This window comes from Staphylococcus sp. HMSC14C01 (genome assembly GCF_001808085.1).
GTDB classification, from domain to species: Bacteria; Bacillota; Bacilli; order Staphylococcales; family Staphylococcaceae; genus Staphylococcus; species Staphylococcus hominis.
This window is the reverse complement of record NZ_KV792049.1, coordinates 43,713-59,697: the sequence shown is the minus strand read 5'-3', so window position 1 is coordinate 59,697 and position 15,985 is coordinate 43,713. Positions and strand designations below refer to the sequence as shown.

The following is a 15,985-nucleotide window of genomic DNA, read 5'->3' as shown; positions in this document are numbered from 1 at the left end:
TTGAAAAATTGAGTGCCAAATTTAACTTATAAAAGGAGAAATACATATGAAGAAAACAGTCTTATTTTTAGTCTTAACTTTAGCTTTAGTATTATCAGCGTGTAGTAATAATTCTGGTAATAAATCAAATAATGAAAATGATTCAAAAGATACAGTTTCAATTAAAAATAGCTTTTCAGCAAGTGGAAATGACGAAAGTAGTAATGAGGATAAAAAAATTAGTAACACTGTGAAAGTGCCTAAAAATCCTAAGAACGCGGTTGTTCTAGATTATGGAGCATTAGATGTTTTGAAAGAAATGGGTGTAGCTGATAAAGTGAAAGGCTTACCAAAAGGCGAAAATAATGAATCTTTACCAAGTTTTCTAAGTGAATTTAAAAAGGATAAATATATTAATACTGGTAATTTAAAAGAAATAAATTTCGATAAAATAGCTGAAGCTAAACCGGATGTTATTTATATTTCAAGTAGAGCAGCCACTCAGAAAAATCTAGATGAGTTTAAAAAAGCAGCGCCTAAAGCTAAAGTTGTCTATGTAGGCGCAAGTGAAGATCATTATATTAAAGATATGAAAAAGAACACAGAAAATCTAGGTAAAATTTATAACAAAGAAGATAAAGCAAAAGATATGAATACAAAATTAGATCAAAAAATTTCAGATATGAAAAAACAAACTAAGAATTTCGATAAATCTGTAATGTATCTTTTAGTTAATGAAGGAGAACTTTCTACATTCGGACCAGGCGGAAGATTTGGTGATTTGGTATTTAATACACTAGGCTTTAAACCAGCAGATAAACACGTTAAAATAAGTCCACATGGTCAAAACATTAATAATGAATATATCAGTAATCATGATCCAGATATCATTTTAGCAATGGATCGCGGGTCAGTTGTGGGTGGAAAATCGACAGCTAAACAAGTATTAAAAAATGATGTTATTAAAGATGTAACAGCAGTTAAAAATAACAATGTTTATGAATTAGATCCTAAATTATGGTATTTTGCTTCAGGCTCAACAACAACAACAGTAAAACAGATTGATGAATTAGAAAAAGTAATTGATAAAACTAAAAAATAAATCTAGGATATTAAGTTTAGAATAAATAAAAGAGTGGGACATACATCCTAGCAAAATAGCCAGTAAATGAGTTTTTTATAAATTCATTTACTGGCTTCTTTATTTACAATACTTCGTATGGTTGGCTCGATTTGTTAGGGGACAACTTTAGTCTGTAGTCTTTAGTTTGTCCTGTTCCCTCAAGAGTCTTGCCAAAATACTTTGTCTTTATATGTTATTCTATATATCATTTAATTTAAGTATTAAATTTCAAAATATAAATGATAGTGAAATTTACAACGTGAATTAAAATGTGCTTGGCAATTTGGACATGTTTCAGTCATCATGTATTCATGAATAGAGAGTTCATTTTGACAAACTCCACAAAGTATCGCCTTTTTATGAAATTCCTCTGCTGACCAACGCTGAATGTTATGAGATTCATGTTCGTTATGACATTGATAACAAGGATAATACTTTTCACAACATTTAAATTTAATCGCTATAATGTCAAGAAATGTATGATAGTGAATACAACGTGTTTCATTGTCTACGAGAGAACCATAAACTTTTAGCATTGTTTAACATCTCCTAACATTGAGAATTTACTCTGACTCTGGATATTCGCCAATGATTCGAACTTCACGATGTAATTCAACATCAAATTTTTCTTTCACGACTTTTTGTACGTGATGAATTAAATTCTCATAATCTGTTGCTGTACCATTATCGACATTTACCATAAATCCGGCATGTTTAGTTGAGACTTCCACGCCACCAATACGATGGCCTTGAAGATTTGAATCTTGAATTAATTTTCCAGCAAAATGACCTGGAGGACGTTGGAATACACTACCGCATGAAGGATATTCAAGTGGTTGTTTAGATTCACGACGTTCTGTAAGATCATCCATTTTAGCTTGAATCTCGTTCAAGTTACCTGGTTCTAAAGTAAATGCTGCTTCAAGAACTACTAAATGTTGTTTTTGAACGACACTGTTTCTATAGTCTAAATGTAATTGTTCTTTAGTAAGTTGTATCAAATCGCCGTGTTCATTTACACATAAAGCATAATCGATGCAATCTTTAATTTCTCCTCCATAGGCGCCTGCATTCATATAAACAGCACCACCAACAGAACCAGGAATGCCACAAGCAAATTCTAAGCCGGTAAGAACGTGATCTCTTGCCGCTCTTGATACATCTATAATTGCTGCACCGCTTCCTGCTATAATTGCATCATCTGAGACATTAATATGATTAAGAGATAATAGACTAATCACAATACCTCTGATACCGCCTTCGCGAATAATAATATTTGAACCATTCCCTAAATATGTAACAGGTAATTGATGTTCATGAGCATAACGTACGATAGTTTGTACTTGCTCATTTTCAGTAGGTGAAAGGTAAAAATCTGCATTTCCACCAGTTTTCGTGTATGTATAACGTTTTAACGGTTCATTAACTTTAATAATATTGTCAGGTACTAAAGATTTTAAATCTTTTAAGATGTCTTCTTGTTCTAACATAAGTACATCCTTTCTTCTCTTCTATAATCTAAACTTTATTATAGCAACTTTACATATGTTTTGCTAAAAGAGTTTAAAACAATTTGTATATCATTAAAGTGTATGATACAAATTATCAAAAAATTTCTGTTTTTGGTTTTCGTAGTATCGGATTGTTGAGTTTAGATTGATAAATTTATTTTTCTGATTAGAAAACATCTGTGCTACGTGTTTTTGTGTAGACAGTACGTGATCTATAGCTAAATATTGAGTGAATAAGGGCGTATCTATTTGAATAATATGTAATCGTATTATTTGCTTAAGATTGATCATATTATCAAATTTTGCCATCATCACTTTCTTTTTATAAGGGTGGTGTAATCGATAAAAGCCTACATAATTCAATCTCTTTTCATCAAGAGATGTAATATCATGGAGATTGTTGACTCCAACTAAAACATCTAAAATCGGTTCTGTGGGATAAGAAAAATGTTTTGTTCCTCCGATATGTTGTGTAAATTTTACTGGAGAATCTAACAAGTTAAATAACAGAGCTTTAGTGTCTTCGTACAACTGATGATAATCATTGCCGTTGGAACAATTTATAAATGATTGAACAGATGCATACATGTGTAACTCCTTCAATTAAATTATTATACAAATTCTGAAATACTATAACATAATTTATTTTCAATATAAATAACTTTATGTATAATACGGGTGTTAGGAGTGCAAAAATGAAAAAATTAATAATACTTTCATTATGTTCACTATACTGTTTGATACTTTCTGGTTGTGGTCAGAATAATAACGAAGATTTAAATCGCTTCAAACAACACCTATCTAAAGTAGAGACCAAGCAAAAAAGCGTGGAAAAAGTGATGAATCAATTAGAGCTGAACCGTTTAAATGATATAAGTAAAACCGATACAACAGATAAAAATAAAAAGTCATTTGAACGACTACAGAAAAATATAAATCACCGTTTAGTGCCTGAGTTTAAAGAGTATGAAAAAGAAGCTAAACATCTTCCGGCTAAGACAAATAAAACTCGTCAATTAAAGAAAGATTATTTAAATCATGTGAGTAATCAACATCAATCTATAAATGAAATTAAATCATTTGTAGATTTATATAATCAATCAGTTGTGGAAAATGAAAAAATTCTAAATTATACACATTCATTTGAAATAAATAGAGCACTAGTAGAAAAAGATATACGTAAAACAAATAATCAAGAAAATGCACATCTATTAAAATCTAAAATTGAAAACAATAATCGTAATTTACGAAAAACTGCTCAAAAATATTTAGAAAAGGATAATTATCCTACTTCAAAAGCAATTAATGAGCATATAAAACCACTGATACAAAAACAGATTAAAGATTTAAATCAGACTAATATTACAGATTCACATTTAAACAATGCTCGTAAAAATGCGATAGAAATGTACTATAATTTACTTGATTATTATGAGACACGTGAAACAACTATTAAGATTGAAGATCAACTTTCAAAAATTAATGTTGAGAAACTACCTAAAACGGGTAAAGATTTAAGTAAGGGAAATTACAACTTTAATACAGAATTAGAAAAAGTACAGCAAAACGAATAAAACCTAAATTTAAATTTTTGGTTAACATTATATGATGAAATGTGTATAATTGTAGCCATTGAGAAGTTTAATTTAAAAAAAGGGACAAAGTTAAAAAATTTAGAGGTGAATAGAATGGCTATAAAGCTGAGTTCGATTGACCAGTTTGAACAAGTATTAGAAGAACATAACGATGTATTTGTATTAAAACATAGTGACACATGTCCAATTTCAGCTGCAGCATTTGATCAATTTAATAAGTTTTTATATGAAAGAGACATAGATGGATATTATCTAGTGGTTCAAGAAGAAAGAAAACTTTCTGATTATATTGCTGAAAAGACAAATGTGAAACATGAATCACCACAAGCTTTTTATTTTGTAGATGGAAAAGCTGTATGGAATGCTAGTCATAGTGATATTAATGTATCTACATTAGCACAAGCTGAAGAATAAGAAAGATAAATATATCGATTTAAGAGTCTGGTACATTTTTTGTTACCAGCTCTTTATTATATCTACCTTTTTATCATTTTAAATGACTTTTATGTTTATAAAATATAAAAAATGAAATATGCGATGAACCTATGTATAATGTGAAAGTGAAGTTATAACGTATGAATTTAAGAAAGATAGAAAGTGGCATGAGGTGAAAATAGAATGAAAATTTTAGTGGCCATGGATGAATTTAACGGTATTATTTCGAGTTATCAAGCGAATCGTTATGTGGAAGAAGCAATAGCAAGTCAAATTGATCAGGCAGATATTGTACAGGTACCTTTATTTAACGGACGTCATGAATTATTAAATTCAGTATTTCTTTGGCAATCAGGTACAAAATATAAAGTGAATGTTCATGATGCTGATATGAATGAGATTGAAACGATATATGGACAAACTGAAGAAGGTACTATAATTATTGAAAGTAATTTATTTTCAAAAGGTAATAAAGCAATTGAACAACGTACTAGTTTTGGGCTAGGAGAAGTTATTTTAGATGCATTAAACAAGGACACAGATCATATTATTATATCTTTAGGTGGTATGGATAGTTTTGATGGTGGCGTAGGGATGCTACAAGCTTTAGGAGCTAAATTTTATGATGATGAAAATAGAGAACTTGACGCACGAGAAGGCGCACAAATGATTAAATTCATTCGTCATATTGATATCTCTGGACTGCCTAGCACATTGGAAAATGTCAGACTGCAAGTGATGACAGATTTTTCTAGTAAGTTGTATGGAAAAAATAGTGAAATTATGAAGTTAAGCTATAATCATCAAATTCCACACAAAAAAGCAGTAGAAATTGATAATTTAATGTGGTACTTAAATGAGATTATGAAAAATGAATTACATATTGCTTTAGGATCTATTGAACGTGGAGGAGCCGGTGGCGGTATTGCTGCGGTGTTGAAAGCATTATACAACACAGAAATTTTAACGAGTCATGAACTAGTAAATCAAATTACACATTTAGATGAGTTAGTATCTCAGGCAGATTTAATTATCTTTGGAGAGGGTTTAAAAGAAGAAGATCATATGCTTGAAACAACCACATTGACTATTGCGGAACTTACAGAAAAATATCACAAACCATCTATTGCAATTTGTGCGACTAATGATAAGTTTGATATATTTAATCATCATCGCGTAACAGCCATGTTTAACACATTTATTGAAATGCCGAAAACATATACAGATTTTAAAATGGGTCTTCAAATTAGACATTATACAGTTCAAGCTTTACGATTATTAAAAACTACAGCTAATGGAATAAAATAAATAAAAAAGTTTAGTTCAAAGAATGAACTAAACTTTTTTTATTTGTTATTTTTCATATTGTGTTACTTCTTGAGCAATACCAATAATCACTTGTACTGCTTTTTCCATTACATCGATAGAAGCATATTCAAATGGGCCATGGAAGTTTCCACATCCTGTAAAAATATTAGGTGTAGGTAAACCTTTAAATGAAAGCTGAGAACCATCAGTACCACCGCGTATAGGCGCAGTATTTGGTTTTATCTCTAAATCTGCAAATACTTTTTTAGGAATATCAATAATATACGGATGTGGCTTAATTTGTTCAGCCATATTATAGTATTGGTCTTCGATATCTACTTTTACTGGATAACCTTCATAATGAATATTAATATCATCACGAATTTCTAAAAGTTTTTTCTTTTTAAGTTCAAAAGATTTTCTATCATGATCTCTTATAATATATTGTAAAGAAGCTTTTTCAACTGTTCCTTCTATTTTCATTAAATGATAGAATCCTTCATAACCTTCTGTACGTTCTGGTACTTCATTAGCAGGTAGTAGACTATGGAATTGATGTGCTAATCCAATAGCATTAACCATAACGTTTTTTGCAGAACCAGGATGAACGTTTACACCATGTGTAGTGATTGTTGCTTCTGCTGCATTAAAACTTTCGAATTGTAATTCTCCAAACTCACTGCCATCCATAGTATAGGCGAAATCGGCATTAAAGCGTTTCACATTAAATTTGTGAGGACCACGACCTATTTCTTCATCAGGTGTAAAAGCTATACGTATGCGACCATGTTTAATTTCTGGATGGGTCTGCAAGTATTTTACTGCTTCCATAATTTCTACAACACCTGCTTTATCATCGGCACCTAGTAAAGATGTACCATCTGTAATCATTAGAGTGTGACCTTCTAATTTTTTAAGTTCTGGAAATACATCTTGACTTAATACGCGATTTGTTTGACCTAATTTAATAGGTTGACCATCATAATCTTCTATAATCTGAGGATTAACATTTGTCGCATTAAAATCTGGTGATGTATCTACATGTGCTAAGAAACCTACCGTAGGAACTTCTTTTTCTATGTTACTTTCTAAAGTAGCAAAAAGATAACCATTATTATCCAATTCTATTTCTAATCCAAAGTTTTGCAGTTCTTTTTGTAATAAATGTAATAAATCCCATTGTTTCTCAGTAGAAGGCGTCGATTTCGATTCGGGATTTGATTGTGTATCTATTTTCACATATCTTGATAATCTATCTATAATCTGTACTTTCATGACGAAACATCCCCTTAGACTCTATTGTTCATATTGTAAGATTTTCTGTACGTTTTTCCTTTGATTTTACCATAAAATTGCTTAATACGTGTGTAAATATAATAGAGAATTTCTGCTACTAATATTCCAAAAGCAATTGAACCAGAAATTAATGTGACCTCTAGAAATGTATTCACAGCATGAGTATAGTCATTAGATACTAAAAATCGTGTTGCTTCATATGCTGTACCACCAGGAACAAGAGGGATTATACCTGGCACAATGAAGATAATAACGGGTCTTTTATAGCGTCGACTCATCACATGACTTAATAAACCAAGAATTAAACTACCTAAAAACGCAGCGCCAACTTTTCCTAAATCCATATCTACGGTATATTGATAAATTGTCCAAGCTAAGGCGCCGACAAATCCACAAGCAAGTAAAAGTCGTTTAGGAGCGTTAAATATAATAGAAAAAAGTACTGTCGAAATAAAACTTATAACAAAATGAAATAAATAAAATAACATACATAAACAGCCTTTCTTAAAGAATTAATAAAACAATCGCTACGCCTGCACCAATAGCGAATGATGTTAGTGCAGCTTCTACACCACGAGACATTCCAGCAAGTAGCTCGCCAGCCATTAAATCTCTAATAGCGTTACAAATTAAAATTCCAGGTACTAAGGGCATAACACTAGAAATTGTTATAATATTTTGATTTGTAGCAATGCCTAGTTTAGTAAATGTAACAGCAATTGTAATGACTACTGCTGATGCTACAAATTCAGAAAAGAATTTAATTTGAATGAAACGCTGGACAAAGCTAAAAGTTAAGAACGCAGCACCGCCAGCTAAAATAGCAATCCAGCAATCAGAAACAACACCGCCAAACATGAGTAAGAAAAAGCCACATGCAATTGCCGCAGCAAAAAAATTCAATAAAAAAGAATATTGTAATGAAGCTTTACTTAGATGAATCAGTTCTGATTTAGCTTCATCAATAGTTAACTCATTTTTAGCAATCTTTCTAGAAAGACTATTTGTAAGAGCAATTTTTTCTAAATCTGTAGTACGATCTCTAATTCTTATAAGCCTTGTATTTGTTCGATCATTAAGTGAGAAAATGATAGCGGTCGATGTGACAAAGCTATATGTATCATTTAAACCATAACTGTGAGCAATTCGATTCATAGTGTCTTCAACACGGTAAGTTTCAGCTCCAGATTCTAAGAGAATACGACCAGCTATTAACACAACATCAATCACCTTATTTTCATCGATAATAGTGATTGAATTATTCATAAAAGCACCTCCACAATAATTAAAATATATAATGATTTTCTTGTATATCTATAATATTCTTCGCTTGTATTAATACTTTATTACTAAATCAGTCATTTTAAAAGTAGAATAACAAATAAATAATATAGATGTTAAATGAGTATAAAAAAGAGATGCAACAGAATTCATTTCGAATTCCACGTTCCATCTCAAATTAAATCGTAACGTCTATAATTTAATTATAGGATTAAACATTACTTGATTACGACCTTCTTTTTTAGCTACATGGACCATATCATCGGCGTCTTTAAATACTTTACGTTGAGATTTATATTCATCTTGAGATAAATAACCAACGCCAATAGATACAGATAATTTTATAACTTCCTTATTAGGTAAATGGAACGAAGATTTTTCGACTGCCATCCTAATATTTTCAGCAAGTTTCACACTTTGATCTAAAGAATAATCGAAGATAACGATAGAAAATTCTTCACCGCCATTACGGAAGATTTTAAATTGATGTGGTACATAATTTTTAAGCAATTGAGACATTTGTTTTAGTACAGCGTCTCCTGCTTTATGAGTATATGTATCATTAACATCTTTAAATCCGTCAATGTCAACGAGTAAAAGTGCGAGACTAGTATGTTCTATTTCGGCTTTTTGAGAAATCTTATTTAAATGTCTATCAAATTCTTTTACATTACCTAAACCTGTTAAATAATCGTACTTATCCTCGTTTTCGTACCGTGTAACAAGCGAAAAGAAATGCCAGATATCAACAAAGGTAATAGCAGAAGTAATCGTTAGTACGAATGAAATAGGTATAAGCATAATTAATTCAGTTAAATCATATAAAGTTGTGAAGATAGATAAAACAAAAATAATAACAATACTGATAGCATTTAAAATAATTAAAGCAATAATATCATTTTTTTTAAGAAACGGCCCAATTAAACTAACAATAATACCTATTATAATAAGAACGACGCCATAAAAAAATGAATTTCCGAATAAAAATATATCCACTAGACTTATGATAAGTGAGGCAATAAAAGTGTAACCGACGTTTGTATAGCGACCAAGGAATAGTAACGGAACGAAAGTTAGGCGAATAAGATATTGATGATGAAAAGGAATAGGGTAAGCTGTTAATAGTAATGCCACCAAAGTCATTAAAATTGTGACATAACCTTTAGAAAATATCATGATTTTATTTTCTGAATATTGTAATCGATGGAATAAATAAATTCCAGCTACCATAACGGCAATATTGTAAATAATTGCTTCAATCATATTGGGATCGACTCCTTTAAATTAACCATTAGTAATTGTAAGTGAAAACTTACTATTTGTCATTAAGTTGTTTGTTATAAAATATATATTATGAATTTCAGATAGACTTTCATGTTCAAATTTATAACAAAATGATATGATATAAAAAATACGTATCTTTACAAAAAATTTACAATTAATTTTAATTAGTTTATGATACATGATTAAAAGTGGTCTATTTAATGAATAGATTATTACGAAGAAAATAAATAGACTAATAATATATAAAATTAAAAAAGTATATATACTACTATAGTCTAATTTAAAAAATTAATAATAATTGTTTAAATAGTATAGATGAAAAAATAACAGGAATATATTGAAGGTGAACTGATGTATACTTTATTACTTATTGTTGTAACATTGGTAATCAGTTTAATAATAACACCTATTATAATAAAGGTTTCTTTTAAATTTAATTTAGTAGATCGACCTAACTATAGAAAAGTACATACAAAACCAGTATCAGTCATGGGAGGTACTGTCATACTACTTTCATTTCTTATTGGTTTATGGTTAGGTCATCCCATAGAGAGAGCAGTCAAACCTTTGGTAATTGGTTTAATTATTATGTATTTTGTAGGCATCATTGATGATATTTATGATTTGAAGCCAATTTTAAAATTAATTGGACAAATTATAGCAGCATCAGTTGTCGTTTTTTACGGGATTACCATAGATTTTATTTCTTTTCCAATTGGTCCAACCATTCATTTTGGTATTTTAAGTATACCGATTACAATTATATGGATTGTAGCAATAACAAATGCAATAAATTTAATAGATGGTTTAGATGGTTTGGCATCAGGTGTGTCAGTTATTGGTTTAACTACCATTGGTTTCATAGCTATATTACAAGGAAATGTATTTATCATTATGATTTGCAGTTTGTTGATTGGCGCATTACTTGGCTTCTTATTCTTTAATTTCCATCCTGCTTCAATCTTTTTAGGCGATAGTGGAGCATTAATGATTGGATTTATTATTGGCTTTTTATCCTTACTAGGTTTTAAAAACATCACATTTATTTCTTTATTCTTCCCAATTGTTATTTTAGCGGTACCATTTATTGATACCTTATTTGCAATGATTAGAAGAGTGAGAAATGGTCAACACATTATGCAAGCAGATAAATCACATTTACATCATAAACTTCTTGCATTAGGATATACACATCGTCAAACAGTATTACTGATATACTCTATTGCGATTATGTTTAGTTTATCGAGTATTATATTGTATTTATCTCAACCATTAGGTGTATTACTAATGTTTATCTTAATCGTCATCACAATTGAACTCATCGTTGAATTTACTGGCTTAATAGATGATAGCTATCGTCCTATTCTTAATTTAATTTCTAAAAAAAATGACGATGCATCTCGCCATAAGACAAACCATAAATAATACTTTTATTCACTTATTTACAAAAGCCAGCAATCTTAAGCGTTTGCTGGCTTTTGTAATTTAATTAATTTGTTTCAATATCAAAAGGTAATTGCTTAGGTGTATCTTTTTCTAAATCATATTGACTTGCTGTATTACGGTTTAAAAATTCGATAAATGAGTCGTATTCTGTTTCTACAACATCAATCTTATAACTCACTTTATCAGTGTAAACTTTGTCTCTTAGAAAAAAAGAGGTTGAAGCAAGTTCATACTCAAATTTACCTGTTAAGTCATAATTAATGGTAACAGTAGTGGGAATAGCATTTCTTAATTCTACACGGCCGATATCGTAAATCACATCTCGTACTGCACCACTATATGCACGAATTAATCCGCCACCGCCAAGTTTAATGCCACCAAAATACCGAGTAACTACTACACAAGCATTGTGAATATCCAGTTTTTTTAATATTTCAAGCATAGGAATACCTGCTGTTCCTGTTGGTTCTCCATCATCGTTGGCTTTTTGTATATTCATTTGATTGCCAACAGTATACGCAGAACAATTATGTGTTGCTTCTTTATGAGTTTGTTTTACTTCTTCTATAAACATCTTAGCCTCTTCTTCTGAGAAAACAGGTTTGATATGAGCAATAAATCGAGATTTATTAATTGTATTTTCAATAATATGTTCTTTTTTTATAGTAATAACATGATCACTCAATTGATAAATACCTCCACGATATGATTAATATGAATTTTATTATACACGTTTGTTTTCTTTTAGATAAATAATTGATTATGAATTTCCTTTTTTATTAAAATAATTTATAATACTGTTGAGTATAATTGAGGAGGACGATTATGAAAATTGCAGTAATGACAGACTCTACTGCGAATCTGCCAAAACATATTATTGAAAAATATCAGATACCAGTTGCACCACTGAGTGTAACATTTGATGATGGAGAAACATTTACTGAACATCCAGATCTTTCAAAAGAATCTTTTTATAAAAAAATGGCCGCATCTAAAACAATTCCTACAACAAGTCAACCAGCTATTGGTGAATGGATAAAGAACTATGAGGAATTAAGAGATAAAGGTTATACAGATGTTATCGTCTTTAATTTATCAAGTGGGATTAGTGGTAGTTATCAATCAGCAACACAAGCAGGTGAAATGGTAGATGGCATTCAAGTCCACACATTTGATACAAGATTAGCTTCTATGATTGAAGGCAGCTATGTGATTTATACATTAAAATTGATTGAAGACGGAGCAACCCCTAACGAAATTATTGATGAATTAACGTCTATTCGTAAAGATACAGGTGCATACTTATTTGTTGATGATTTAAAAAACTTACAAAAAAGTGGTCGTATTACTGGTGCCCAAGCATGGATTGGAACACTTTTACAAATGAAGCCAGTGCTTAAGTTTGAAGAAGATGGAAAAATTCATCCTTTAGAAAAAGTACGTACACGTAAGCGAGCTTATAATTCTATAGAACAACATGCACTTGATATTGCGAAAAATATTAATGATGTAACAGTGTTTGTGATTAATGGCGATAAAATAAAAGAGGGTAAAGATTTTTGTGCTAAATTAAAAGAGAAATATTCAAACATTAATATTCAATATTGTGAATATGGGCCAGTCATTGCATCTCATTTAGGTTCAGGTGGAATCGGAGTTGGATATTTCCCAAGAAAAATTGTAATCGAATAAGATGAAGGTCTAATCGTTAAAAGTGAGAACATGGAGGGCTAAGGTACCCATCTCCTTTTCGATTAGACTTTTTTTATTTTAATAAGGAAGTGATGAAATATTAAATATTATGGAAGATTAGTATCTTCAGAAATAGAATTAAAAGATGAAATAATCAGTGAGAAAACGTTAGGTATCGTAAAGAGTTCAAAAGGATATCGATGTATTCAATGTGGTAATGAAGATAGTGCTCATTTCTATCAATATTTTTCCTCTATTCTTAATAAAGAAGTAATATATTGTCGACAATGTATACATCTAGGAAGAATGGATAATATTACTGAATATAAAATCATTAAAAGTAAAAATGTTAAATCAGAGGGATTATATACATTATCTTTTAAATTATCTGAACAGCAATGTTATGCATCTGAAAAAATCTTATCTGCTATAGAAAACTGTGAAGACTTATTATTATATGCGGTAACTGGTGCAGGAAAAACAGAGATGATATATGAGGGTATTAGCTTATCACGTAAAAGAGGATTTAATGTAGCAATCATCTCTCCAAGAGTAGATGTAGTAGTAGAGATTAGCCAGCGTATTAAAGAAGTTTTTTTGAAAGAAGATATTGACGTATTGCATCAATCAAGTAAACAACAATATAACGGACATTTTGTAATTTGTACTATCCATCAACTATATCGATTTAAAAATCACTTTGAAGTTATTTTTGTCGATGAAGTTGATGCATTTCCGCTGCCTATGGATCATCATCTACAAAATGCTATTAAACAAGCGGCTAAACCGCTATCTACATTGATTTATATGACTGCAACGCCACCTAGACATTTACTGCGTCAAATACCAAAACATCGCATTATACAGTTACCTGCTCGCTTTCATAGACACCCATTACCAGTTCCAAAATTTAAATATTTTAAATTAAATATGAATCGTACTCAAAGTTTTTTAAAGTATATGTTATTAAATCAGATTGAACATAAAAGATTTACGTTAGTATTTTTTAATAATATAGAAAAGATGATTAAGATATCCGAATACTATAAAAAAATATTTTCAGATTTGATATGTATTTCAAGTGAAGATGCTTTACGTTTTGAAAAAGTGAAAGCACTTCGTGAAGGAAAACATCGAATTGTTTTTACAACAACAATTTTAGAACGTGGATTTACTATGGCTCAATTAGACGTTATCGTAATTAATGCAGATACATTTGAAAAGGCTGCATTAGTACAAATTGCTGGAAGAGTTGGACGTAAACAAGAAGCTCCCACAGGAATGGTATTATTTCTTCATGAAGGTGTGAGTATATCAATGTTGATGGCTAAAAAAGATATTACAAGAATGAATAAATTAGGGATTCAAAGAGGGTGGATCGATGAATAAATGTATTCAGTGTGCTACTTCTATTCACGAAGAGTTATCTATATTTAATTTTTATAAACCACCACAACAATTTTGTGAAACATGCAAAAAACAATGGCAAGCCATTAAGCTTGATATCAATGATGAAAAAAGATGTACAAGATGCCTTAATTATAAAATAAATACAGGTGATGAATGTTTAGACTGTAAATGTCTCAATCAGCAATTTACGCTAATGTCACAACTGTATTGTGATTATAAATATGATGGAATAATGAAAGAAACGATTCATCATTATAAATTTATGAAAGATTATTATTTAGCTGAGGTTTTAGCTTCAAAGTTAACATTGCCTAAAACGTCATACGATTATATTGTCCCTATTCCATCCCCTTATAAAAGAGATGAACATCGAACGTTTAATCCAGTAACCACTGTTTTGGACAAAATGGGTATAAGCTATATAGAATTATTAGGCACACGTTCACGACCTAAGCAATCAAGACTTGGAAAAAAAGAACGATTTAAAGCTGACAATCCGTTCTATCTTAAAGAAAATATAGATATTACAAATAAAAATATTTTACTGATTGATGATATCTATACTACAGGTTTGACAGTTCATTATGCTGGAAGTGTATTATGTAATAAAAAAGTCAGAAAATTCAAAGTGTTTGCGTTTTCAAGATGACTTAAACATGATATTATAATAGTAAGAATTACCAATATTAGAGGTTAAAGGAGAGATAACTATGATTAGATTTGAAATTCATGGAGATAACCTCACTATTACAGATGCTATCCGCAACTATATTGAGGAAAAAATTGGTAAACTTGAACGTTATTTTAATAATGTGCCAAATGCAGTTGCACATGTAAAAGTTAAAACGTATCAAAATTCAGCTACTAAAATCGAGGTAACAATTCCTTTGAAAAATGTTACATTGAGAGCTGAAGAACGACACGACGATTTATACGCAGGAATTGATTTAGTTACAAGCAAATTAGAACGTCAAGTTCGTAAATACAAAACGCGTGTGAATCGTAAGAATAGAGATAATGGAGAACAAGAACCATTTATTGCTGAGCAACAAACAGTAGTGAATGAGGATGTGGAAGATACTTCAGAATCATCAAATGAGAATGAAATAGAAATTATTCGTTCTAAACAGTTTAGTTTAAAACCAATGGATTCTGAAGAAGCAGTATTACAAATGGATTTATTAGGGCATGATTTTTACATTTTTACAGATCGTGAAACAGATGGTACAAGTATTGTGTATCGACGTAAAGATGGTAAATATGGTCTGATTGAAACAACTGAATAGTTGAATGTAGACGTTCTTTGCGAAAGTTAAGTATGAGGAGCTATGACTAGAATTGAAAATACATGACATAAGCACGTGTTCAATTCAGTCAATGACTACTTCCTTGTTTAAAGGTACCTGAGACAAGTTGATGTCCCAGGTACTTTTATTATTTAGAAGAGAATAATAAATATTATATGTATCGTACAATGTGAAGAATAAGTATGAAGCTACTATCGACTAGCTACTTTTACACTTATTCATGGACGGTATAATCATGCTATGCTAATGTAATGAGGTAATTAAAAATTAAAGGGATAGTAAGTTTTTTAAAATAGAAAGAAAGTATAAATATAAAAG

At 30.3% G+C, this 15,985-nt stretch carries 17 protein-coding genes; 9 read left to right on the top strand and 8 right to left on the bottom strand.

Annotated features, from left to right (window positions below; translation table 11 throughout):
• Positions 1 to 46 precede the first annotated feature (46 nt).
• Positions 47 to 1,081 (top strand): ferrated catecholamine ABC transporter substrate-binding lipoprotein SstD, encoded by a 1,035-nt coding sequence (locus tag HMPREF3131_RS09940; RefSeq protein WP_048761397.1) that lies wholly within the window; start codon positions 47 to 49, stop codon positions 1,079 to 1,081.
• A 242-nt stretch (positions 1,082 to 1,323) separates the two neighbouring features.
• Here the strand turns inward: HMPREF3131_RS09940 and HMPREF3131_RS09935 are convergent, their stop codons facing one another.
• The 3 genes from HMPREF3131_RS09935 to HMPREF3131_RS09925 all read right to left on the bottom strand — a co-directional run bounded on the left by HMPREF3131_RS09935 (position 1,324) and on the right by HMPREF3131_RS09925 (position 3,201).
• Positions 1,324 to 1,638 (bottom strand): CHY zinc finger protein, encoded by a 315-nt coding sequence (locus HMPREF3131_RS09935; RefSeq protein ID WP_017175939.1) that lies wholly within the window; start codon positions 1,636 to 1,638, stop codon positions 1,324 to 1,326.
• 27 nt (positions 1,639 to 1,665) lie between these two features.
• Positions 1,666 to 2,592, bottom strand: a complete 927-nt coding sequence (gene murB, locus HMPREF3131_RS09930; RefSeq protein ID WP_017175938.1) for a UDP-N-acetylmuramate dehydrogenase — start codon at positions 2,590 to 2,592, stop codon at positions 1,666 to 1,668.
• A 93-nt stretch (positions 2,593 to 2,685) separates the two neighbouring features.
• A complete protein-coding gene (locus HMPREF3131_RS09925; RefSeq protein WP_017175937.1) occupies positions 2,686 to 3,201 on the bottom strand; it encodes a GrpB family protein in 516 nt (171 codons plus the stop codon).
• A 107-nt stretch (positions 3,202 to 3,308) separates the two neighbouring features.
• Here HMPREF3131_RS09925 and HMPREF3131_RS09920 point away from each other — a divergent pair, with 107 nt between their 5' ends.
• From HMPREF3131_RS09920 to HMPREF3131_RS09910, 3 genes are all read left to right on the top strand, one after another.
• On the top strand, positions 3,309 to 4,187 hold the full coding sequence (locus tag HMPREF3131_RS09920) for an EMYY motif lipoprotein (RefSeq protein WP_019834939.1): 879 nt from the start codon (positions 3,309 to 3,311) through the stop codon (positions 4,185 to 4,187).
• Positions 4,188 to 4,301: 114 nt separating this feature from the next.
• On the top strand, positions 4,302 to 4,622 hold the full coding sequence (gene ytxJ, locus HMPREF3131_RS09915; protein ID WP_002449093.1) for a bacillithiol system redox-active protein YtxJ: 321 nt from the start codon (positions 4,302 to 4,304) through the stop codon (positions 4,620 to 4,622).
• A 204-nt stretch (positions 4,623 to 4,826) separates the two neighbouring features.
• Positions 4,827 to 5,951, top strand: a complete 1,125-nt coding sequence (locus tag HMPREF3131_RS09910; RefSeq protein ID WP_048681296.1) for a glycerate kinase — start codon at positions 4,827 to 4,829, stop codon at positions 5,949 to 5,951.
• 45 nt (positions 5,952 to 5,996) lie between these two features.
• On the opposite strand, the gene pepT is transcribed toward HMPREF3131_RS09910, so the two are convergent.
• The 4 genes from pepT to HMPREF3131_RS09890 all read right to left on the bottom strand — a co-directional run bounded on the left by pepT (position 5,997) and on the right by HMPREF3131_RS09890 (position 9,791).
• A complete protein-coding gene (gene pepT / locus HMPREF3131_RS09905; protein WP_048681299.1) occupies positions 5,997 to 7,226 on the bottom strand; it encodes a peptidase T in 1,230 nt (409 codons plus the stop codon).
• A gap of 14 nt (positions 7,227 to 7,240) precedes the next feature.
• Positions 7,241 to 7,735 (bottom strand): threonine/serine exporter family protein, encoded by a 495-nt coding sequence (locus HMPREF3131_RS09900; protein ID WP_002448047.1) that lies wholly within the window; start codon positions 7,733 to 7,735, stop codon positions 7,241 to 7,243.
• Positions 7,736 to 7,751: 16 nt separating this feature from the next.
• Entirely contained in the window at positions 7,752 to 8,513 is a 762-nt protein-coding gene (locus tag HMPREF3131_RS09895; protein WP_002448186.1) for a threonine/serine exporter family protein, read from the bottom strand.
• 207 nt (positions 8,514 to 8,720) lie between these two features.
• Entirely contained in the window at positions 8,721 to 9,791 is a 1,071-nt protein-coding gene (locus HMPREF3131_RS09890; protein WP_017175933.1) for a GGDEF domain-containing protein GdpS, read from the bottom strand.
• Positions 9,792 to 10,163: 372 nt separating this feature from the next.
• On the opposite strand from HMPREF3131_RS09890, the gene HMPREF3131_RS09885 reads away from it, so the two are divergent.
• On the top strand, positions 10,164 to 11,237 hold the full coding sequence (locus HMPREF3131_RS09885; RefSeq protein WP_017175932.1) for a glycosyltransferase family 4 protein: 1,074 nt from the start codon (positions 10,164 to 10,166) through the stop codon (positions 11,235 to 11,237).
• Positions 11,238 to 11,301: 64 nt separating this feature from the next.
• Here the strand turns inward: HMPREF3131_RS09885 and HMPREF3131_RS09880 are convergent, their stop codons facing one another.
• Entirely contained in the window at positions 11,302 to 11,943 is a 642-nt protein-coding gene (locus HMPREF3131_RS09880; protein ID WP_017175931.1) for a YigZ family protein, read from the bottom strand.
• 140 nt (positions 11,944 to 12,083) lie between these two features.
• Here HMPREF3131_RS09880 and fakB1 point away from each other — a divergent pair, with 140 nt between their 5' ends.
• The 4 genes from fakB1 to hpf all read left to right on the top strand — a co-directional run bounded on the left by fakB1 (position 12,084) and on the right by hpf (position 15,646).
• Complete coding sequence (gene fakB1, locus HMPREF3131_RS09875; RefSeq protein ID WP_048679876.1) at positions 12,084 to 12,950, top strand: fatty acid kinase binding subunit FakB1; 867 nt, start codon at positions 12,084 to 12,086, stop codon at positions 12,948 to 12,950.
• A gap of 306 nt (positions 12,951 to 13,256) precedes the next feature.
• Complete coding sequence (locus HMPREF3131_RS09870) at positions 13,257 to 14,339, top strand: DEAD/DEAH box helicase family protein (protein WP_019834943.1); 1,083 nt, start codon at positions 13,257 to 13,259, stop codon at positions 14,337 to 14,339.
• Positions 14,332 to 15,009: a ComF family protein gene (locus tag HMPREF3131_RS09865; RefSeq protein WP_017175928.1), complete on the top strand. Its 678-nt coding sequence runs from the start codon at positions 14,332 to 14,334 to the stop codon at positions 15,007 to 15,009. The genes HMPREF3131_RS09870 and HMPREF3131_RS09865 overlap by 8 nt, the downstream gene beginning before the upstream one ends.
• Positions 15,010 to 15,070: 61 nt before the next feature.
• Positions 15,071 to 15,646, top strand: a complete 576-nt coding sequence (hpf, locus tag HMPREF3131_RS09860; protein WP_017175927.1) for a ribosome hibernation-promoting factor, HPF/YfiA family — start codon at positions 15,071 to 15,073, stop codon at positions 15,644 to 15,646.
• Positions 15,647 to 15,985 lie beyond the last annotated feature (339 nt).

What these genes read in the sequence shown, in the direction of transcription:
- HMPREF3131_RS09920 (WP_019834939.1), top strand. Translation starts at nt 3,309, where the DNA reads ATGAAAAAATTAATAATACTTTCATTATGTTCACTATACTGTTTGATA.
- HMPREF3131_RS09890 (WP_017175933.1), bottom strand. Translation starts at nt 9,791, where the DNA reads ATGATTGAAGCAATTATTTACAATATTGCCGTTATGGTAGCTGGAATT.
- HMPREF3131_RS09910 (WP_048681296.1), top strand. Translation starts at nt 4,827, where the DNA reads ATGAAAATTTTAGTGGCCATGGATGAATTTAACGGTATTATTTCGAGT.
- HMPREF3131_RS09935 (WP_017175939.1), bottom strand. Translation starts at nt 1,638, where the DNA reads ATGCTAAAAGTTTATGGTTCTCTCGTAGACAATGAAACACGTTGTATT.
- HMPREF3131_RS09900 (WP_002448047.1), bottom strand. Translation starts at nt 7,735, where the DNA reads ATGTTATTTTATTTATTTCATTTTGTTATAAGTTTTATTTCGACAGTA.
- hpf (WP_017175927.1), top strand. Translation starts at nt 15,071, where the DNA reads ATGATTAGATTTGAAATTCATGGAGATAACCTCACTATTACAGATGCT.
- murB (WP_017175938.1), bottom strand. Translation starts at nt 2,592, where the DNA reads ATGTTAGAACAAGAAGACATCTTAAAAGATTTAAAATCTTTAGTACCT.
- HMPREF3131_RS09940 (WP_048761397.1), top strand. Translation starts at nt 47, where the DNA reads ATGAAGAAAACAGTCTTATTTTTAGTCTTAACTTTAGCTTTAGTATTA.
- HMPREF3131_RS09870 (WP_019834943.1), top strand. Translation starts at nt 13,257, where the DNA reads ATGGATAATATTACTGAATATAAAATCATTAAAAGTAAAAATGTTAAA.
- HMPREF3131_RS09865 (WP_017175928.1), top strand. Translation starts at nt 14,332, where the DNA reads ATGAATAAATGTATTCAGTGTGCTACTTCTATTCACGAAGAGTTATCT.
- HMPREF3131_RS09885 (WP_017175932.1), top strand. Translation starts at nt 10,164, where the DNA reads ATGTATACTTTATTACTTATTGTTGTAACATTGGTAATCAGTTTAATA.
- pepT (WP_048681299.1), bottom strand. Translation starts at nt 7,226, where the DNA reads ATGAAAGTACAGATTATAGATAGATTATCAAGATATGTGAAAATAGAT.
- fakB1 (WP_048679876.1), top strand. Translation starts at nt 12,084, where the DNA reads ATGAAAATTGCAGTAATGACAGACTCTACTGCGAATCTGCCAAAACAT.
- HMPREF3131_RS09895 (WP_002448186.1), bottom strand. Translation starts at nt 8,513, where the DNA reads ATGAATAATTCAATCACTATTATCGATGAAAATAAGGTGATTGATGTT.
- ytxJ (WP_002449093.1), top strand. Translation starts at nt 4,302, where the DNA reads ATGGCTATAAAGCTGAGTTCGATTGACCAGTTTGAACAAGTATTAGAA.
- HMPREF3131_RS09925 (WP_017175937.1), bottom strand. Translation starts at nt 3,201, where the DNA reads ATGTATGCATCTGTTCAATCATTTATAAATTGTTCCAACGGCAATGAT.